Annotated in this window: 16 protein-coding genes and 2 pseudogenes; 11 read left to right on the top strand and 7 right to left on the bottom strand. The window is 72.5% G+C overall.

Annotated features, from left to right (window positions below):
- Positions 1–19: 19 nt before the first annotated feature.
- The gene (locus tag ACZ6TD_RS14135) at positions 20–3,301 is read right to left on the bottom strand and encodes a GH92 family glycosyl hydrolase (RefSeq protein ID WP_471354048.1); all 3,282 of its coding nucleotides are present in this window, start codon (positions 3,299–3,301) and stop codon (positions 20–22) included.
- Between the two features lie 231 nt (positions 3,302–3,532).
- Between ACZ6TD_RS14135 and ACZ6TD_RS14140 the strand changes: the two genes are divergently transcribed.
- Positions 3,533–4,414 carry a GNAT family N-acetyltransferase gene (locus tag ACZ6TD_RS14140; protein WP_191069888.1) on the top strand — a complete coding sequence of 294 codons (882 nt, stop codon included), beginning with the start codon at positions 3,533–3,535 and terminating at the stop codon, positions 4,412–4,414.
- A gap of 84 nt (positions 4,415–4,498) precedes the next feature.
- Here ACZ6TD_RS14140 and acnA read toward each other — a convergent pair whose 3' ends face one another.
- Positions 4,499–7,216: an aconitate hydratase AcnA gene (gene acnA, locus ACZ6TD_RS14145; RefSeq protein ID WP_471354050.1), complete on the bottom strand. Its 2,718-nt coding sequence runs from the start codon at positions 7,214–7,216 to the stop codon at positions 4,499–4,501.
- A 304-nt stretch (positions 7,217–7,520) separates the two neighbouring features.
- Here acnA and ACZ6TD_RS14150 point away from each other — a divergent pair, with 304 nt between their 5' ends.
- On the top strand, positions 7,521–8,420 hold the full coding sequence (locus tag ACZ6TD_RS14150) for a LysR family transcriptional regulator (RefSeq protein WP_471354052.1): 900 nt from the start codon (positions 7,521–7,523) through the stop codon (positions 8,418–8,420).
- Between the two features lie 74 nt (positions 8,421–8,494).
- Positions 8,495–9,051 (top strand): annotated as a pseudogene (locus ACZ6TD_RS14155) (Uma2 family endonuclease).
- A gap of 13 nt (positions 9,052–9,064) precedes the next feature.
- Here ACZ6TD_RS14155 and ACZ6TD_RS14160 read toward each other — a convergent pair.
- Together ACZ6TD_RS14160 and ACZ6TD_RS14165 are read right to left on the bottom strand one after the other, a co-directional pair.
- Positions 9,065–9,424, bottom strand: coding sequence for a GntR family transcriptional regulator (locus tag ACZ6TD_RS14160; RefSeq protein ID WP_471354053.1), 360 nt, complete (start codon positions 9,422–9,424; stop codon positions 9,065–9,067).
- Between the two features lies 1 nt (position 9,425).
- Positions 9,426–9,926 (bottom strand): hypothetical protein, encoded by a 501-nt coding sequence (locus tag ACZ6TD_RS14165; protein ID WP_471354055.1) that lies wholly within the window; start codon positions 9,924–9,926, stop codon positions 9,426–9,428.
- Between the two features lie 133 nt (positions 9,927–10,059).
- Between ACZ6TD_RS14165 and ACZ6TD_RS14170 the strand changes: the two genes are divergently transcribed.
- The 8 genes and pseudogenes from ACZ6TD_RS14170 to ACZ6TD_RS14205 all read left to right on the top strand — a co-directional run bounded on the left by ACZ6TD_RS14170 (position 10,060) and on the right by ACZ6TD_RS14205 (position 15,566).
- Complete coding sequence (locus ACZ6TD_RS14170) at positions 10,060–11,589, top strand: helix-turn-helix domain-containing protein (protein ID WP_037959016.1); 1,530 nt, start codon at positions 10,060–10,062, stop codon at positions 11,587–11,589.
- 194 nt (positions 11,590–11,783) lie between these two features.
- Positions 11,784–11,945: pseudogene (locus ACZ6TD_RS14175) on the top strand (SDR family oxidoreductase); the annotation flags it as partial.
- Positions 11,946–11,982: 37 nt separating this feature from the next.
- Complete coding sequence (locus ACZ6TD_RS14180) at positions 11,983–12,759, top strand: FadR/GntR family transcriptional regulator (protein WP_471354057.1); 777 nt, start codon at positions 11,983–11,985, stop codon at positions 12,757–12,759.
- Positions 12,756–12,884, top strand: coding sequence for a hypothetical protein (locus ACZ6TD_RS14185; RefSeq protein WP_471354058.1), 129 nt, complete (start codon positions 12,756–12,758; stop codon positions 12,882–12,884). Before ACZ6TD_RS14180 ends, ACZ6TD_RS14185 begins: the two co-directional genes overlap by 4 nt.
- Positions 12,881–13,699 carry a hypothetical protein gene (locus tag ACZ6TD_RS14190; RefSeq protein WP_471354060.1) on the top strand — a complete coding sequence of 273 codons (819 nt, stop codon included), beginning with the start codon at positions 12,881–12,883 and terminating at the stop codon, positions 13,697–13,699. The genes ACZ6TD_RS14185 and ACZ6TD_RS14190 overlap by 4 nt, the downstream gene beginning before the upstream one ends.
- Positions 13,700–13,730: 31 nt before the next feature.
- The gene (locus tag ACZ6TD_RS14195; RefSeq protein ID WP_471354062.1) at positions 13,731–13,859 is read left to right on the top strand and encodes a hypothetical protein; all 129 of its coding nucleotides are present in this window, start codon (positions 13,731–13,733) and stop codon (positions 13,857–13,859) included.
- Positions 13,856–14,737 carry an SMP-30/gluconolactonase/LRE family protein gene (locus tag ACZ6TD_RS14200; RefSeq protein ID WP_471354063.1) on the top strand — a complete coding sequence of 294 codons (882 nt, stop codon included), beginning with the start codon at positions 13,856–13,858 and terminating at the stop codon, positions 14,735–14,737. Before ACZ6TD_RS14195 ends, ACZ6TD_RS14200 begins: the two co-directional genes overlap by 4 nt.
- A gap of 394 nt (positions 14,738–15,131) precedes the next feature.
- Positions 15,132–15,566 (top strand): ATP-binding protein, encoded by a 435-nt coding sequence (locus tag ACZ6TD_RS14205; RefSeq protein WP_471354065.1) that lies wholly within the window; start codon positions 15,132–15,134, stop codon positions 15,564–15,566.
- A gap of 17 nt (positions 15,567–15,583) precedes the next feature.
- Here the strand turns inward: ACZ6TD_RS14205 and argF are convergent, their stop codons facing one another.
- The 3 genes from argF to ACZ6TD_RS14220 form a co-directional block, all read right to left on the bottom strand.
- Complete coding sequence (gene argF, locus ACZ6TD_RS14210) at positions 15,584–16,588, bottom strand: ornithine carbamoyltransferase (RefSeq protein WP_471354067.1); 1,005 nt, start codon at positions 16,586–16,588, stop codon at positions 15,584–15,586.
- Between the two features lie 152 nt (positions 16,589–16,740).
- On the bottom strand, positions 16,741–17,970 hold the full coding sequence (locus ACZ6TD_RS14215; RefSeq protein ID WP_470005238.1) for an arginine deiminase: 1,230 nt from the start codon (positions 17,968–17,970) through the stop codon (positions 16,741–16,743).
- A gap of 802 nt (positions 17,971–18,772) precedes the next feature.
- Positions 18,773–19,567: a hypothetical protein gene (locus ACZ6TD_RS14220; protein WP_471354070.1), complete on the bottom strand. Its 795-nt coding sequence runs from the start codon at positions 19,565–19,567 to the stop codon at positions 18,773–18,775.
- Between the last annotated feature and the right edge of the window lie 6 nt (positions 19,568–19,573).

A 19,573-nucleotide genomic window follows, 5' to 3' on the forward strand; every position in this document is an offset into this window, starting at 1 on the left:
ACTCTTCGCGTTGACTCACTCAGCCGCGGGCCACCGCGAAGATGTGCAGGTCCGCGTTGTCCGGGAGGGTGACGCTCTTGATCGTCTTGCCCTCGGGTGCGTGGAACGCCTTCGTGGCGAAGACGTAGGCGTCCACCACGTCCTTGTCGCCGCCGCTGATGTTGCGGTACGGGGTCTTGGCGACGGTCACGTTGCCGTACTGGACCGTTCCGCCGCCGCCTCCCACCGTCCAGTCGGTGAAGGACAGGTCCGCCTCGTCCGAGCTGCCGTCCGTATAGGTGACCTTGGCGGTGGCCTTCTGGTTGCCGTTGACGGCGCTGCCGAGGAAGGAGAGGCCGGTGGACGGGGGCAGGGCGATGGTCTGGCCGATGGCGGAGGCGTTGTCGGGGCGGCCGGGCGGGGAGGCGGGCCAGGTGTAGTCCAGGCCCTGGGTGGTTCCCTTGGCGCCCGGCTCGAGGCCGGCCGCGGCGAGGGCCTGGCGGGAGTAGCTCCAGCCGCCGCCGTCGTAGTCGCCCTCGTCGTGCTCACCGGCGTCCTCGGTCGCGCCGACGTTGTTGTACGCGGCGAGCAGCGAGCCGGGGGCGGCCACGGTCAGCGTGATCGGCTGGACGACCTCGGTGCCCTCGCTGGTCACCGTCACCTTCGCGTCGTAGAAGCCCTCGGCCGTGTCCTTCCCCGCGCGCAGGGAGATCTCCGCCGTGCCGTCCGCGCCCACCGTCCCGGAGGCGGGTGAGGCGGTGATCCCGTCGGGGGCGTCGGTGGTGAAGCGCACCTCGGGGCGGTCGCCCTCGCTGACCGGGACGGCGGCCACCTTGACGGTCAGGCTGTCGCCCGGGGCGAGCGTGCCCGTGGTGGGCCCGACCCCGATCTGGTAGGGCTGCTCGCCCTCGCGGAAGGAGGGCGGGGCGTCGGACGGGGCCGAGCCCCAGGCGCGGTCGGGGGCGTCGGACAGGGTGTAGTCCAGCGTTCCGCCGTGCCGTACGAAGGACTCCGGCAGCCAGGGGCGGTCGCTCGCCCGCCCGTTCACCTTCAGCGCCTGGACGTACGGCGCGCCGGGCGCGGCCTGCGGGGCGCGGACGGAGATGTCCCGGCCGCCGCGGTCGATCTCGATCCGCGGGAAGAGGGGCGAGGCCAGGACCAGTTCGGCGCGGGAGGGCACCTGCGGATACATGCCGAGGGCCGAGAAGACGTACCACGACGACATCTCGCCGAGGTCGTCGTTGCCGGGGATGCCGTCGGACTTCGTGGTCCACAGCCGGCGCATCGCGGCGCGCACGGTCTCCTGTGTCTTGTACGGCTGCCCGGCGTACGCGTAGAGATAGGGGACGTTGATCGACGGCTCGTTGTCCAGCTCGGACTTCTCGCCGCCCGCCCCCGTGAGCGCCCAGCCCCCGTCGGCGTCGTGGAAGAAGGCGTCCAGGCGCTTCACCGCGGCGTCCTTACCGCCCATGGCGGCGAAGAGACCGGCGGGGTTGTGCGGGACCATCCAGGTGTACTGGGCGCTGGTGCCCTCGACGAAGCCGTTGCCGGTGGCCGGGGTGAAGCCGGTGACCCAGCTCCCGTCGGCCTTACGGTTGGCGGCATAGCCGCCGGTCTCCGGGTCGGCGGCGGCGTTGAAGTTGTTCTGCCACCACTGGGCGCGGCGCGCGAAGGTGTCGGCGGTGTCCTTACGGCCCGCGGCCCGCGCCAGTTGGGAGAGCGCGAAGTCCGCGCCGGACATCTCCAGGGTCTCGGCCGCGCCGCCCCAGGCGTTGGAGACGGACGGCATGTAGTGCAACTTCAGATACGTGTCGAGGGAGGGCCGCTGGCCGACCGACATGATGGGTTTGCCGGCCGGGCTGAGGTCCTTCTCGGTCGGCTCGGTGGCCGCCTTGACGAGCGAGTCGAGGGCGGCGCCGAGGTCGAAGTCGTCGCCGCCGAAGGCCCGGATCCCGGCGAGGGCGGCGGCCGACGGGTCGCCGTTCATCACATGCGTCCCCGAGGCGCCCTGGAGCCAGCGGTCCCAGACGCCGCCGTTCTGCCGGGCGAGGTTCAGCAGGGACTGGGCGATGTCGGAGCCCTTGTCCGGCTCCAGCAGGGTGAGCAGTTGGAGCTGGGAGCGGTAGACGTCCCAGCCGGAGAAGGTGCCGTACTGGGCCCGGTGGCCCCGGCTCACCCGGTGCACCTCGCCGTCGCTGCCCCGGTAGCGGCCGTCGGTGTCGCTGATCACGTTGGGGTGCAGCAGCGAGTGGTAGAGCGCGGTGTAGAAGGTGGTGCGGTCCGCGTCCGCCCCGCCGCCGACCCGGATGGCGGAGAGCTGCCGCCGCCAGGCGTCGTACGCGGCGCTCCGCACCTGGCCGAAGCCGCGCCGCGGCGGGTTCTCGGCGGCGAGGTTGGCCCGGGCGCCCCGGTCGCTGACGTAGCTGATGCCGACCTTGACGCCCACCCGGCGGGTGCCCGGGGCGAATTGGAGATAGCCGCCGGATCCCTTCCCGGCCACGGGGCGGCCGTCGGTGCCATAGCCGCCGGAGCCGCCCTCGGCGCTGGTGGTGCCGGGCCGCAGGGTGCCGTCCCGCCAGGTGCCCTGGGCGGTGAACGGGGTGTCGAACGTGGCGGTGAAGTGCAGCGTGTAGTAGCTGCGGCGCCCCTCGGGGTCGAGATAGCCGCAGAAGTTGCCGCTGGTGACCGAGCCGGAGACGGTGCGGTGCGCCGGGTCGATGGTGAGGTCGGCGTCGGTGCTGCCGACCTCCGAGGAGGAGGTGCGGATCAGCAGGGAGGCGGTCTTGTCCGCGGGGTAGGTGAAGCGGGCCGAGCCGGTGCGGGCGGTGGCGGTCAGCTCCGCACCGGCGCCGGAGGCGAGGGAGACCTTGTAACGGCCGGGTTCGGCGGTCTCGTCGGAGTGGCTGAAGTCGGAGGCGTAGACCTTGTCCTTGGTGTCGGCGGCGGGTGAGGAGGTGACCTCGCCGACGTGGGGGAAGAAGGGGATGTCGCCCGCGCCGCCCGCACAGCCGGTGCCGGACATGTGGGTGAGGCTGAAGCCGCGGACGCGGGTGGCGTCGTAGTGGTAGCCGCCGGGCGCGGCGGTCCTGGTGGCGTCGCCGCGGGTGTTCTCCGGGCTCCACGACAGCATGCCGAAGGGCGCGACGGCACCGGGGAAGGTGTTGCCGCCGGCCGAGCTGCCGATGAGCGGATCGACGTACGCCGCCGGGTCCTTGACCAGCGTCGGCGGCGGGGCGGCCGACGCGGGCGCGGTGGCCGCGGTGGCGAGGAGCCCCGCGGTCAGGGCCGCGGCCGCCAGGGCGGCCAGGGGTCTTGAGGGCATTGCGGTCCCACCTTGTTGGGAAGGGCCGCGATCGCCGGGTCGAACAAGCCGTGGGGACCGTACCGCACGGGGGCCGTCGGCCGTAAGAGTGCGGGGACGGTCTTGACAGGGACGCCCGGTTGGCGGCGTACTGATCGTTACAGTCAGCCTGACAACGTTGTCGCGTTCGCCGGTCGAGCAAGCCGCTTCCGCGTACCGACAATCGCTCATCGGACGCGCCATCATGGGCGCATGATCCTCCGCCAGCTACGTGACACCGACGAGGACGCCGAGGCGGCATGGGAGGTGGTGGCCGCCGCCTTCGGGGACTCCGCCGCCCTCGCGGGCAAGGACGGATGGCCGCCGGGGTACGTGGCCGAGGTCCATGAGCGGAACCGCCATCTCGCCCGCACCGACCCGGGCGGCTGCTGGCTCGCCCTGGACGAGGCCGGGATGCCGCTCGGCGTGGCGCTGTCGGCCCGGCGCGAGGGCACCTGGGGGCTGTCGATGTTCGCGGTGCTGCCGCGGGCCCAGCGGCAGGGTGTCGGCCGGGAGTTGCTGGCCGCGGCGCTGCTGTACGGACGGGGGTGTCTGCGCGGCATCATCTGCGGATCGGAGGATCCGCGCGCGGCGAGCACCTACCGGCGTGCCGGGTTCGCGCTGCATCCGGCGATGCGGCTGCGCGGCACGGTCGGCCCGGAGACCAAGGAGCGGCTGTCCCCTCCCGACGGCGCGGTGCACGAGGGCGTGGCCCGCCACCGGGACCTGCTGGACTCGGTGGACCGCCGCACCCGGGGCGGCGCGCACGGCGCCGACCACGAACTGCTGCTCACCCAGCGGCGGTTGCTGGTGGTGGACGACCTCGCGGGCAGCGGCTACTGCTACGTCGGCGAGGACGGCAAGGTCGAGATGCTGGCCGCGACCTCGCGGCGGCTGGCGAAGCGGCTGCTGACCGCCGCGCTGTTGTGCCTTCCGGAGGGCGCCGACGCCCGGGTGCCGGGGCTGACGGCCGAGCAGCAGTGGGCGGTGGACGTGGGGATCGAGGCCGGGCTCGAGCTGTCCACGAGCGGCTATGTGTGCCTGCGGGGCATGCCACCGCCGATGCCGTACATCCCCTCGGGGACGTTTCTCTGACCGCCGGGCACCTGGTACGCGGACGGGCCGCACCCCCGCCGGGGGTGCGGCCCGCCGCCGCTGCCGTGCGCCGCTGAGCCGCGCTTACTTGCGGATCAGCGAGCGCAGCACGTACTGCATGATGCCGCCGTTGCGGTAGTAGTCCGCCTCGCCGGGGGTGTCGATGCGCACCTTGGCGTCGAACTCCACCTCGCCTGCCTTGACCTTCACCGTCTCCGGGATGCCGCCCTCGTTGAGCGCGGTGACGCCGGTGATGTCGAAGGTCTCCTCGCCGGTCAGGCCCAGCGACAACGCCGAGGCGCCCTCGGGGAACTGGAGCGGCAGGACGCCCATGCCGATGAGGTTCGAGCGGTGGATGCGCTCGTACGACTCGGCGATGACGGCCTTGACGCCGAGCAGCGCGGTGCCCTTGGCGGCCCAGTCGCGGGACGAGCCGGAGCCGTACTCCTTGCCCGCCAGGATGACCAGCGGGGTGCCGGCCGCCTGGTAGTTCTGCGAGGCGTCGTAGATGAAGGAGACCGGCCCGCCGTCCTGGGTGAAGTCGCGGGTGAAGCCGCCCTCGGTGCCGGGCGCGATCTGGTTGCGCAGCCGGATGTTGGCGAAGGTGCCGCGGATCATGACCTCGTGGTTGCCCCGGCGGGAGCCGTAGGAGTTGAAGTCACGCCGCTCGACACCGTGCTCGGTGAGGTACTTGCCGGCCGGGGTGTCGGCCTTGATCGCACCGGCCGGGGAGATGTGGTCGGTGGTGACCGAGTCGCCCAGCTTGGCCAGCACCCGGGCGCCGGCGATGTCCTCGACCGGGGCCGGGTCCATCGTCAGGCCCTCGAAGTACGGGGGCTTGCGGACGTAGGTGGACTCCGGGTCCCACTCGAAGGTGTTGCCGGTCGGCACGGGCAGCGCCTGCCACTGGGCGTCACCGGCGAAGACGTCCTGGTAGGACTTGTTGAACATGTCCTCGCCGATGGCGTTGGCCACGACGTCGTTGACCTCGGCCTCGGTCGGCCAGATGTCCTTCAGGAAGACCGGCTTGCCCTCCTGGTCGGTGCCCAGCGCGTCCGTGGTGATGTTCACCTTCATCGAACCGGCGATGGCGTACGCGACGACCAGCGGCGGGGATGCCAGGTAGTTCATCTTGACGTCGGGGTTGATCCGGCCCTCGAAGTTCCGGTTGCCGGAGAGCACCGAGGTGACGGCGAGGTCGGCCTCGTTGACGGCCTTGGAGACCTCGTCCGGCAGCGGGCCGGAGTTGCCGATGCAGGTGGTGCAGCCGTAGCCGACGAGGTTGAAGCCGACCTTGTCGAGGTAGGGGGTCAGACCCGCCTTGTCGAAGTAGTCGGTGACGACCTTCGAGCCCGGGGCCAGGGTGGTCTTGACCCACGGCTTGCGAGTCAGGCCCTTCTCGACCGCCTTCTTGGCCACCAGCGCGGCGGCGACCATGACGTACGGGTTCGAGGTGTTGGTGCAGGAGGTGATCGCGGCGACGGTGACGGCGCCGTGGTCGATCTCGTACGTCGAACCGTCGGGGGCGGTGACCTGAGTCGGCTTGCTCGGCACGCCGTTGGAGACGGCCGGGGCGTCGGAGGCCGGGAAGGACTCCTTGCCCGCCTCGTCCTCCTCCGCCTCGGCGACGTAGTTACGGACGTCCTGCGCGAACTGCGTCGCCGCCTCGGCGAGCACGATGCGGTCCTGGGGCCGCTTGGGGCCGGCGATCGACGGGACGACCGTGGAGAGGTCCAGCTCCAGCTTCTCGGAGAAGTCGGGCTCGGCGGCCGGGTCCAGCCACAGGCCCTGCTCCTTGGCGTACGCCTCGACGAGCGCGACCTGCTGGTCGGAGCGGCCGGTGAGCCGGAGGTAGTTCAGGGTCTCGTCGTCGATCGGGAAGATCGCGGCGGTGGAGCCGAACTCCGGCGACATGTTGCCGATGGTGGCGCGGTTGGCGAGCGAGGTGGCGGCGACGCCCTCGCCGTAGAACTCGACGAACTTGCCGACGACACCGTGCTTGCGCAGCATCTCGGTGATCGTCAGCACGAGGTCGGTGGCGGTGGTGCCGGGCTTCAGCTCGCCCGTCAGCTTGAAGCCGACGACGCGCGGGATCAGCATGGAGACCGGCTGGCCCAGCATCGCGGCCTCGGCCTCGATGCCGCCGACGCCCCAGCCGAGCACACCGAGGCCGTTGACCATGGTGGTGTGGGAGTCGGTGCCGACCAGGGTGTCCGGGTACGCCTGGCCGCCCCGGACCATGACGGTGCGGGCCAGGTGCTCGATGTTGACCTGGTGGACGATGCCGGTGCCGGGCGGGACGACCTTGAACTCGTCGAAGGCGGTCTGGCCCCAGCGCAGGAACTGGTAGCGCTCCTTGTTGCGGCCGTACTCCAGCTCCACGTTCTGGGTGAAGGCGTCGTTGGTGCCGAACTTGTCGGCGATCACGGAGTGGTCGATGACCAGCTCGGCCGGGGCCAGCGGGTTGATCTTCGCCGGGTCGCCGCCGAGCTCCTTGACGGCCTCACGCATGGTGGCGAGGTCGACCACGCAGGGCACACCGGTGAAGTCCTGCATGATCACGCGGGCCGGCGTGAACTGGATCTCCTGGCTGGGCTGGGCCTGTGAGTCCCAGCCGCCCAGCGCGCGGATGTGGTCGGCGGTGATGTTCGCGCCGTCCTCGGTGCGGAGCAGGTTCTCCAGCAGCACCTTGAGGCTGTAAGGGAGCCGGGCCGACCCCTCGACCTTGTCCAGCCTGAAGATCTCGTACGATTCGTCGCCCACCTGCAGGGTGCTGCGGGCGTCGAAGCTGTTCGCCGACACGACAGTCTCCTTCATGCATGATTTCGCGCGTACCACCGCAATGCTGCCGTCACATGCCCGCGCCGATCCGCTAAGGTATGGCTAAGTTAGGTAAGCCTTACCGACGCGGGGCAGCGATGCGCCTTCCAGCAGATATCTCGATGTCGAGATAACTCTAGTACATCGCCCTCGCGCGGTCATGCCCTGCCCGGGTGCGAGCGCGGTGTTCCCCGCCGCGCTCACCCGTGTGCACCGGTGTTCCCCCGTCTTCACCGGTAAGGGTGATCGCCGACTGAGCCACCGCCGCCACCGCGATACTGCTGCCATGGACCCGCATCTGCTCCGCACGTTCATCTCCGTGGCCCGCTGCGGATCCTTCTCCGACGCCGCCCATGAGCTGGGCTTCACCCCGGCGGCGGTCTCCGAGCACATCGCGTCCCTCGAAGCGGATCTGCGGACGTCGCTGCTGACCCGGCGGCCGGTCATGCTCACCAGCGCGGGCGCCCGGCTGCTGGAACACGCCGGTCCGCTGCTGCTCCGTCTGGACGCGGCGCGGGCCGACGTCGAGCGGCTGTCGGGGTCGGGCGCCGCCCGGCTGGTGGTGGGGGCCTCGCCGCTGGCGATGACCCCGAGAATCGCCGCGGCCCTGGACCGGGTGCGCCAGACGCATCCGGCCGCCAATGCCTCCGTGCGGATCCTCGGCCGCCGGGAGATCCCGGCCGCGGTGGCGTCCGGAACCCTGGACCTGGGGCTGGTCGACGGCCCGGCCACCCCCGCCGACGCCCTGCCGCTGCCCGAGGTGGGCCCGCTCACCGCCGTCACGGTCGCGGAGGCCCCGCTGGTGGTGGCCCTGCCCACCGGACACCCGCTGGCCCGCCGCCTCGGCCTGCGGCTGGCCGACCTCGCCGACACCCACTGGCTGGACGCCCCGGACGCCGCCATGCCGCTGGAGCAGCTGCGCGCGGTCAGCCGGACCGACGGCTTCCGCGCTTCACTGACGTACGAGGGCACCGATGTCCGCGGCCTCCTCGCCCTCACCGCCGCCGGCCACGGCCTGGCCCTCCTCCCCCACCCCGCCACCAAGGGCGCCCCCGGCATCGTCACCGCCCCCCTGATCGCCCCCCGCCTCCTCCACCGCACCGAACTCCTCCACGGCCCCGCGGTGGACGGCCCGGCGCGGACGCTGGCGGCGGTGGTGACGGGGGATCGTCACCGGTACGGGTGATCCCGGGGCCGGATCCCCGCACGCCGCGTATCGGCCGCGATAGACCTCGCGTTCCGACACCCGGTGGAGGACCGATGAGCACACGACCGCCCGCGTACCCGGCCGACGATCCAGAGACCGCCCTCAAGTACGCGGTCCAGCGCATCCGGGGCTTCGACCGCGTACAGGTCATCGAGGGGTTCATCGAACCGCTGTCGCCCGCTTGGGATCACGAGAGCACCATCGCGAAGGTCCGGGAGCTCATCGCACCCAAGGTGAACGCCCTGGTCTGCATGGCGGGATCAGGCGATCTGGACCTTCCCGGCACCCCCAACTGGTTCGTACCGGATCTGGCCGTTGCGCCACGCGAACTCGCCAAAGGCGCCGGACCCTGCTCCCCGACCAGACCCTCCTGATCGTCGAGGTGACCTCCGACTCGAACGGAGACACCGACCGGGTCGTCAAGCGGCGCCGCTATGCCGAGTACGGCGCCCCGCTGTACCTCCTGGTCGACCGGCAGCAGCGCGCCTGCACGCTCTGTTCGGTGCCCGGGAACCTCGGCTACACCAAGGTGGACGGCCCCCACCCCTTCGGCACCCCGCTCCCGCTCCCCGAGCCGTTCGGCCTGGAGCTGGACACCTCCGAATTCTGAATCCTGATGGGCCTCAGCCGCCCGCGAGGCGGGTTCTGACCAGGGTCAGGACCTCCTCGTCGGAGAGGCCCAGGGCGCGGGCCTGGTCCACCAGGCCCTGGACGCCCTCCAGGAGCCGGGCGCGGGCCGTGGGCTGGTCGCCGGTGACGACGGCGCCGCGGCCACGGCGGAGTTCGATCAGGCCCTCCTCGCGGAGCCGTTGGTAGCCGCGCAGGACCGTGTGGACGTTGACGCCGAGGGAATCGCCGAGCGCACGGGCGGCGGGGAGGCGTTCGCCGGGACGTACGGTGCCGTCGGCGATCGCGCCGCGTACGGAGGCGGCGATCTGGTCGGCCAGCGGGACCGCGGAGCCGGGGTCGACGCGGAAGAGCATCTCAGCCGCGCTCCCCCGCCACGGGGCGGTCGCGCTCGATCAGGGTGTTGAGCAGCGCGGCGGCGGTGGCGGCGTCGTCCACCGTCACCGCGAACTCCCCGCCCGTGGCGAGCGTCAGGAACAGCGCGTCGCCGGAGCGGAACACCAGCGCGCTGCCGCCGCCGCGGATCCAGTAGCCCCAGCCGCCGAGGCTCAGCGCGGCGGCCTCGCGGCTGGTGGCCCGCTCGATCCGGTCAACCGCGAGCCGCTGGGCGCTGAGGCCCTTGGTCAGGCGGAGGGTGGGTACGAGGGTGAGGAGGCCGGAGCCGAGGAGGACGGCGGTGACCACCGAGAGGAACGCACCCGTACCGGTGAATCCGTCGGCCTTACCGTCCGCGCCGAAATGCGTGGCGAGCGGATCCGGCAGCCGGCCGCGCAGCCCGGCGAAAGTCGCCATGACCACGGCCCACGCCAGCACAAAGGGCAGAGCGACGATGAGCGCGCGCCGCCGGACGGGACGCATACCGACCCCCTCAGTCCACCCGTATTTCCCCATTTGTTTGCATGCTAAGAGAACAATGCCGGAGTGGTGAGCCGTCACTCCTTCCGCCTCCCCCGTCGCGTGCGCATCTCATATGTGAGATAGCCTCGTCTCCATGACTGACGACTACCTCTCACGCATCGGCAAGCTCATCCGTGACGCCCGTCAACACCGGGGCTGGACCCAGTCCCAGCTCGCGGAGGCCCTCGGCACCAGCCAGAGTGCGGTCAACCGCATTGAGCGGGGAAACCAGAACATCAGCCTTGAGATGATCGCCAGGATCGGCGAGGCCCTGGACAGCGAGATCGTCTCCCTCGGCTACGCGGGCCCGATGCACCTCCGGGTGGTCGGCGGCCGCCGGCTGTCCGGGGCCATCGACGTCAAGACGAGCAAGAACGCGTGTGTGGCGCTGCTGTGCGCCACGCTCCTCAACGCGGGCCGTACGACACTGCGGAGGGTCGCCAGGATCGAGGAGGTCTACCGCATCCTCGAGGTCCTGGGGAGCATCGGCGTCCGCACCCGCTGGATCAACGACGGCGCCGATCTGGAGATCGTGCCGCCCGCCGAGCTGGACCTCGAGGCCATGGACACCGAGGCCGCGCGCCGGACGCGCAGCGTCATCATGTTCCTCGGCCCGCTGCTGCACCGGATGGACCGCTTCCGGATCCCCTACGCGGGCGGTTGCGACCTCGGCACCCGCACCGTGCAGCCGCATATGACCGCCCTGCGCCACTTCGGCCTCGAAGTGACCGCCACCGACGGGATGTACCACTCCCACGTCGACCGCTCGGTCGCCCCCACCCGCGCCATCGTGCTGACCGAACGCGGCGACACCGTCACCGAGAACGCGCTGCTGGCGGCCGCCCGGCACGACGGCGTCACGGTGATCCGCAACGCCTCGTCCAACTACATGGTCCAGGACCTCTGCTTCTTCCTGGAGGAGTTGGGCGTCAAGGTCGAGGGCGTGGGCACCACGACGCTGACCGTCCACGGCGTGGCCCACATCGATCGCGATGTCGACTACTCGCCCTCCGAGGACCCGGTCGAGGCGATGAGCCTGCTGGCCGCCGCCGTCATCACCGAGTCGGAGCTGACGATCCGCCGGGTGCCGGTGGAGTTCCTGGAGATCGAGCTGGCCGTCCTGGAGGAGATGGGGCTGGACCACGAGCGCGGCCGGGAGTACGCGGCGGACAACGGCCGCACCCGGCTGGTCGACCTGACCGTGCGCCCGTCCAAGCTGCAGGCCCCCATCGACAAGATCCACCCGATGCCGTTCCCCGGCGTGAACATCGACAACGTCCCCTTCTTCGCGGCGATCGCGGCCGTCGCCCAGGGCTCGACGCTGATCCACGACTGGGTCTACGACAACCGCGCGATCTACCTCACCGAGCTCAACCGCCTCGGCGCCCACGTCAAACTCCTCGACCCGCACCGCGTCCTGGTCGAGGGCCCGACCCGCTGGCGCTCCGCCGAGATGATGTGCCCGCCCGCCCTGCGCCCCGCCGTGGTCGTCCTGCTGGCGATGATGGCCGCACCGGGCACCTCGGTGCTGCGCAACGTGTACGTCATCAACCGCGGCTACGAGGACCTCGCGGAGCGGCTGAACTCGATCGGCGCCCAGATCGAGACCTTCCGCGACATCTGAGAACGCCTTCGGGGCAATCCGCCGCACCCCGCCGACACCCGCACCCATGCGGGGCTCGGCGGGGTGCGGCGCTGTCGCGACCGATCGCCGTGGTCCTGGCGGCGGCCGCCGGCCGGCAGGGGTGGAACCCAATTCAAATAAATTAGGAATTAATATTGACGTGGTGCGAGCGCCACGCGAACCTGGATCCGCCGGACCGGACGCGCGGCGCCGCCGAGACCGCGGCCGGCCGGTTCGGCACCCGCGAGGAGGTGGCCGCGGCCATGCCTTCCTCGGCTCCCACGGGTCCTCGTACATCACCGGCACGAGTCTTCTCGTGGACGGTGGCTGGAGCGTTCGTCAAGTCCTCCGCATGACCACCGGGATCAGCTCGCACCAGAAAGGCGGTACGACATGGCGCCCTACGCCCGTCGCGGCGTGCACGGCCAGACCGTGGAGGCCCTCGCCCGCCGCGTGCTGAGCGGCGACCTCCCCGAGGGATCCACCCTGGACATGGTCGCCCTCCAGAGCGAACTGGAGGTCAGCCTCACCGCCCTGCGCGAGTCGCTGAAGGTCCTGGCCGCCAAGGGGATGGTCGACGCCCGTCAGAAACGCGGCACCTTCGTGCGGAGCCGTTCGGACTGGAACCTGCTCGACGCCGACGTCCTGCGCTGGCAGTTCGAGAGCGACCGCACCACCGACGCCGACAGCGCGCTGCTGCGCGACCTCGCCGAGGTGCGCGGCATCATCGAGCCGGCGGCCGTACGGCTGGCCGCCGAGCGCCGCACCGACGCCGACCTCGCCGCCCTGGACGCCGCCGTGGAGGCGATGGGGCAGGGCGGCTCCGACGCCGCCCACGCCGTCGAGGCCGACCTCGCCTTCCACCGCGCCCTGCTCGCGGCCACCCACAACGAACTCCTCGAACGCATGGAGATGGTGATCGAGTCGGGCCTCGCCCACCGCGATCGCATCGTGCACGGCTCCCCGCACAGCGAGGACCCGGTCCCCGCCCACAACGCCGTCCTGGACGCCGTACGCGACCGGGACCCGCGGGCCGCCGAGGCCGCCATGCGAGCCCTGCTCGACCAGGCCGGTCGCGACCTGGACCGGATCGGCGACCCCTACGACATCGGCGGCTCCCCCGACATCGGCGGCTCCCACGACGACACGGATGGGCCCACCGGTCGGTGAAGATCACCCGTAGCGAGACCTTCCTCGTGCCGCCGCGCCGACTGTTCTGCCGCGTCCACCCGGAGCCGTTCCGCTTCGTGGCCGGCCATGCGCCCCGCGGCGACGGCTCCTTCGCGGAGTGGTGACGGCGGTGTTGGAGATCGTCACCGACCCCGCGCACGGCGGCCGCTGGACCTCGCTCCGCGCCGATGGGCACGAATGGCTGTGGCACCGCCCGGCTCCGGAGCGGGCGCGGGTGTCGCCCGGGGACGCCTTCGTGGACGCGGGCGGCCTGGAGGAGTGCGTGCCCACCGTCCGCGGCACCCCCGACCACGGCGACGCCTGGTCGCGTCCGTGGCACCGCGAGGGGGACGCGGACACCGTGCGCTGCGACCGGTTCGCGCTGACGCGCACGATCCGCGGTACGGCCGACGGCGCCGAGGCCGACTACGTCCTTACCGCCGACCCGGGCTTCCGCTTCATCTGGGCCGCCCACGCCCTGCTCGGCCTGACCCCGCGGGCGGCCTTGCGGCTGCGCGAGGGGGCGCGCACCCGGCTCTTCCCCGAGGCCGCGCCGCTGCTGGACCGGCCCTGGCCGGCCGGGGCGCCGTGGGTCGAGGGTGCCTGGCCCGCACCCCTGGGCCTCGCCCTCGACCGGTTCGGACCGGACGACGGCACCGCGGTCGGCGCGGTCGTGGACGCCCCGCGCGCGTGCGTCCACGACGGCGCGCGGTGCCTGGCCCTCGCGCTCGAGGCCGACCGGCAGCCGCTGTCCGTCGCCGTATGGCGCAACCTCGGCGGCTTCCCCGCCGGAAACCCCTACCGCAGCACAGGAGTCGAGCCGATGCTCGGCCGCGCCTTCGACCTCGCCGAGGCGGGTCCCGCCGACGCCGCGCGGGTCCCCGCCTCGGGCGAGGTCCGCTGGCGGCTCACGCTCACCGCGACCTGCCGCTGCCCCTGAACCCGCCCCACGCATACGAGGAGTTCCGCCCGTGGACCTGCGAGCCGCCCTGGCCGCCCATCGGTTGGTCGCCATCGACGCCGCCGACGGCGGCAGCCCGGACGCCCTGCGCGCACGCGCCCGCGCCCTCCGCACCACGGTCGAGAAGGCCACCTCATGATCGGGGACCCGCGCCCCACCCGCCCCGACCGCCTCGGCCTGGGCGAGGGCATCCGCTGGACCGGCGAGGCCCTCGTGCTCGTCGACATCCTCGAGGGCCGCCTGCTGACGGCCCCCCAGGACCCCACCGCGCCGCTGGAGACACTGGCCGAACTGCCCGTTCCGCTGGGCGCGGTGGCGCCCGTGGCGGGCCGGCCCGGCACCTGGATCGCCGCCGCGGGCACCGGGATCTGCCTGCTCGGGCCGGGCTCCGCCACCACCTGGCTCGCACGGCCCGAGGCGGATGCCCGCCCCGCCCGGCGCATGAACGACGGCACCGCCGACCCGTCCGGCAGGTTCTGGGCGGGCAGCATGGCCTACGACGCCGACGAGGACGCGGGCTCCCTCTACCGGGTGGACCACGACTCCACGGTGACCCGGGTCCTCGACGGCATCACCGTGCCGAACGGGCCCGCGTTCACCGCCGACGGCCGGACCATGTACCTGGCCGACAGCGCCCGCGGTGTCGTCCGCCGTTACCCGGTCGACCCGCCGACGGGCACGCTCGGCCCGCCGACGACGTATCTCACGGTCGACGACGGCAGCCCGGACGGGATGGCCGTCGACGACGAGGGCGCGGTGTGGATGGCGGTCTGGGGGACGGGGACGGTGCGCCGTCACCTGCCGGACGGCACGCTGGAACGCACCGTGCGGCTGCCCGCGAGCCAGCCCGCCGGGGTGTGCCTCCAGGGTGACGTCCTGCACATCACGACGGCCACGGTGGGCCTCGCGTCACCGGGCCCGTACGACGGCGCCCTGTTCTCGGTCCGGGTGGGGGTGCCGGGACCACCGGCGGCGGAGTACCGCCCGGCGGCCGGGCCGATCGGGGGCCCGGTGTGAGCGCGTCGCGTTCCGCGGGCGACGGGGAAGCGCGTGTGACCGCCTCGCGGACGGTGGGCCGCCGTGCCGCGGTCGGCGGCGGCGTGGAATCGCGGGCCACCGCGTCCTGAAGGACGGCGGGCGGGAGGCGACCGCCTCCGGCGACGGGCTGGAACCGCCACTGAAACCGCCGCCGAAGCCGCCGCCGAAGCCCTCGCTGAACCCGTCACGCGCCGCGCGCGGAGCCTCCTGCCGGGCAACCGACGCCGTCCATTTGCCTCGTATGGCGTGAATGCACCATTCGGACCCTAGGTCCCGCCGAGAGTGGTCCACAGCCCCTTCCGGAACTATCGTCCGCTTCGTACCGTCAAGGGCTGCGGTATCCCGCTTCACGCCGACCGACTGGACGCCTTCCGTGCCCGATCCCTCCCACGCCGCCACCTGGCGCTTCGCCCTGCCGCACACGCCGGCCGCCGTACCGCTGGCGCGTGCGCTGATCCGGAACACCCTGGCCGACATCGGGGCGCCCGTGGACGGCGACACGGCGGAGCTGCTGACGGCCGAGCTGGTGGCCAACGCGGTGCGGCACACGGCGGGCGACGAGCCGATAGAGCTGGTGGTGGAGCTGGTGCCGACCGGGGGCTGGCAGGTCGAGGTGCACGACCAGGACCCGAATCCGCCCGGCGGGCTGGACTCGCTGGGGCGCCCCGAGGGGCCCAAGAGACCCGACGGCCTCGCCGAGGGCGGACGCGGTCTGCTGCTGATCCGCACCCTCAGCGCGGACGCGGGCTACCGGTCGACCCCCTACGGCAAGGCCGTCTGGTTCGTCCTCCCGCCCACCGACGGCTGAGGGCCGCCCGTCGAGCGCTACCGGGCGCCGAGCGTCGCGACCAGCACCGCCTTGATCGTGTGCATCCGGTTCTCCGCCTCGTCGAAGACGACGGAGTGCTCGGATTCGAAGACCTCGTCGGTGACCTCGAGCTCGGTCAGCCCGTGCCGCTCGTGGATCTCACGGCCGACGTCGGTGCCCAGATCGTGGAAGGCCGGCAGGCAGTGCAGGAACTTCACCGCGTCGTTGCCCGTGGCGCGCAGCACATCCATCGTCACCGCGTACGGCCCGAGCAGCGCTATCCGCTCGTCCCACACCTCCTTGGGCTCACCCATGGACACCCACACATCGGTGGCCACGAAGTCCGCGCCGCGCACACCCTCCTCGACGCTCTCGGTGAGCGAGATCCGGGCGCCGGAGGTGGTGGCGAGCTGCCGCGCAAGCTCCACGATGGTGTTGTCGGGCCACAGCAGGCTGGGCGCCACGATGCGGACGTCCATGCCCAGCAGGGCGCCGGTGACGAGGTAGGAGTTGCCCATGTTGTACCGGGCGTCGCCGAGGTAGGCGTAGGCGACCTGATCCAGCGGCTTGTCGCTGTGCTCGGTCATCGTCAGCACGTCGGCGAGCATCTGGGTGGGGTGCCACTCGTCGGTGAGGCCGTTGTAGACGGGCACCCCGGCGTGGGCGGCGAGCTCCTCGACGACGCCCTGCCCATGGCCCCGGTACTCGATCGCGTCGTACATCCGGCCGAGCACCCGCGCGGTGTCCCGCACCGACTCCTTGTGACCGATCTGGGAGCCGACCGGATCGAGATAGGTCGTCGAGGCGCCCTGGTCGGCGGCCGCGACCTCGAAGGCGCAGCGGGTGCGGGTGGAGGTCTTCTCGAAGATGAGGGCGATGTTCCGGCCCCGCAGCCGCCGCTCCTCGGCCCCCGCGCGCTTGGCCGCCTTCAGCTCGGCGGCCAGCTCGATCAGGCGGCGGAACTCGTCGGCGGTGAAGTCCAGCTCCTTGAGGAAGTGGCGGCCGGTGAGGTCAATCGCCATAAGGGTGGCTCCTAGGTCACGGCGAACACGTGGCGGATCGGCGGCTACGGCAAGGTGCCGCGGCCTGGAGCATGGAAGCATATACGACGCTCTGCATATATGCGGAGGCAGGTGGGTGAATCCTGTCCTTACGCTCGAGGGTGAACCCTGGCCTACGGTTCCACCGGGTCCCGCTCGACCGGACAGCTCATGCACCGCGGCCCGCCCCGGCCCCGGCCCAGCTCGCTGCCCGGGATGTCGATGACCTCGATCCCGCACTTGCGCAGATGGGTGTTGGTCGTCGCGTTCCGCTCGTAGGCGACCACCACGCCCGGCTCGACCGCGAGCACATTGCAGCCGTCGTCCCACTGCTCGCGCTCGGCCGCGTGGACGTCCTGGGTGGCGGTGAGCACGCGGATGGAGTCCAGGCCGAGGGCCGCGGCTATCGCGCGGTGCATATGCTCCGGCGGATGGTCGGTGACCTTGAGGTCCTCGCTGCCCGCGCCCGGCTCGATGGTGTACGAGCGGAGCATCCCCAGCCCCGCGTACTGGGTGAAGGTGTCCCCGTCCACCATGGTCATCACGGTGTCCAGGTGCATGAAGGCCCGCCCCTTGGGCATGTCGAGCGCCACGATCGTCCGGGCCGAACCGGCCTCGAAGAGCCGGTGCGCGATCATCTCCACCGCCTGCGGAGTGGTCCGCTCGCTCATCCCGATCAGCACCGCGCCCTTGCCGAGCACCAGCACATCGCCGCCCTCGATGGTCGAGGGGTACGCGGCCTGGCCCTCCGACCAGACGTGGAAGTCCTCCTTCGCGAAGAGCGGGTGATGGCGGTAGACGGCCTCGTAGTGCACCGTCTCGTGCCAGCGGGCGGGCCAGCGCATCGCGTTGATCGACACCCCGTCGTACACCCACGCGGAGGCGTCCCGGGTGAAGAGGTGGTTCGGCAGCGGATTGACCAGGAAGTCATCGGGCTCCATGGCGTGGAAGCGGACGGAGACCGGCTCCGGGTACCGCTCCAGGTACTCCCGCTTGGTCATGCCGCCGATCAGCGCCTCGGTCAGCTCCGGAGCGGTCAGCTCGTCGAAGGCGGCGCGCAGATGATCGGTGGCCAGCGGCCCGTACTCCTTCTCGTCGAAGACCCGGTCCAGCACCAGCGCCCGCGCGTCCGGCAGGGCCAGGCTCTCGGTGAGCAGGTCCCCGAAGAGATGCACCTCGACCCCGCGGTCCCGCAGCACGTCGGCGAAGCCGTCGTGCTCCTGGCGGGCACGGCGCACCCACAGGACGTCGTCGAAGAGCAGAGCGTCCTTGTTGGTGGGTGTGAGCCGCTTGAGCTCCAGGTCGGGGCGGTGCAGTATGACGCGGCGCAGCCGCCCGGCCTCGGAGTCGACATGGAATCCCATGACCCCATCTTCGCCGCTCGCGGCCCATTGTGAACGCTCCACGACCCGGATCTCCCGATCTCCCGCGCCGGTCGCCCTCGGCGGGGGGTGGGGGGACGCGCACGCCGTAGGGGAGGCGCCACCGCGGTCCGCCACGGGCGGTGAGCGGGCGCCGGGCGGCTCCCGTTGGTTCCGCCGCGGGGCGGAGGAGCCGCCATACCGCGCGCGGGGCGCGTGAGAGCCGCCAAGGCCCGGTGAGCCGGGCCTGGCCGGGATACGCGCGCCGCACGGGAGGCGCCATGCAGTCCGCCGCGGGCGGGAAGCAGGCGTCCGGCCGACCACCGTGGTTCCGCCGCGAGGGCGGGAGACCGCCAGCGGCCCGGTGCGCCGGGCGGCGGGCGGCGGGAGTACGCGCCGCACGGGAAGCGCCATCGCGGCCCACCGGCCGACCCCGGCGGGGGCAGGGCCCGCGTCCGCCCGGCAGGGGCGGGACCTGCATCGGCCCGGCGGGGACGAGGCCCACGTCCGCCCGGCGGGGACGAGGCCCGCGTCCGCCCAGCAGGGACAGGACCCCGTCCGCCCGGCAGGGACAGAGCCCGTATCCGCCCAGCAGGGACAAGACCCGCATCCGCCCAGCAGGAGCAGAGCCCGCGTCCGCCCAGCAGGGACAGGACCCGCGTCCGCCCAGCAGGGACAAGACCCGCATCCGCCCAGCAGGGACAAGACCCGCGTCGCCCCGGCAGGGACAGGACCCGCGTCCGCCCGGCAGGGGCGGGGGCCATGCCTGCTCCGGCAGGGGCGGGACCCGGGTCGCGCCGGGTGGCTAGCCGGCCGCGATCACCACGATCAGCACCAGCGCGACCGCGATGAACCCCAGCAGGGCGGAGACCCACAGCTGGCCGGGCTTCAGATCGATACGGCTGCCGTCCTCGGCGCTACCGCGCCGCCATCGCCGCCGTGCCGCGCGCCGGGCGGCGCGGGCCGCCGCCTCCTGGTGCTCCCGGCACTCCTCGGCCACGCCGCCGAACAGCGCCTTCCAGCCCTTCTCGCCGAACCCCGTGCTCTGCCGGGTGCCGACGATCCGGCGCACCACCTCGCGGCCCGCGCCGTCCCCGGCCGTCCACAGGCCGGGCAGGACGCAGGCCATCAGCTCCGGCACCGCGCCCCGCCGCGCGTACGGGCGAACCAGCCCCTCGTACAGCATCAGCGCGTTGCGCACCCGCAGCCTGCGGTCGGGGTCCGGGGCCGGTCCGCCCGCGCCGCCCGGGGCGCGGTGCGGCGGGTCGAGGTAGAGCTGGGCGAGCAGCACCTTCTCGCAGACCGCGTCCGCCAGCTCCGGTCCGCGCTCGGGCGCGCGGCGCACCAGCTCGACCACGACGCGGGTGGCCCGCTCGGCGGGCAGCCCCTCGTCGAGCGCGCTCAGCAGCAGGCCGTCGTCGGCCTCCCGCAGCGCCTCGGCCAGGGCGTCCCCGCCGTGGCGCAGCGCCTCGCGCAGCGTCCGCGCCCCGGTGACCGAGATCCGGCGCGCCCCCGCGCGCGCCGGGCTCTCGTGGGCGTGGTCGGGTGCGGTCTCGTGGGTGGTCTCCGTACCTGTCGGGTCCTCTGTCTCTTTCACCATCGACGT

The sequence above is a fragment of the Streptomyces yongxingensis genome, from assembly GCF_055597465.1.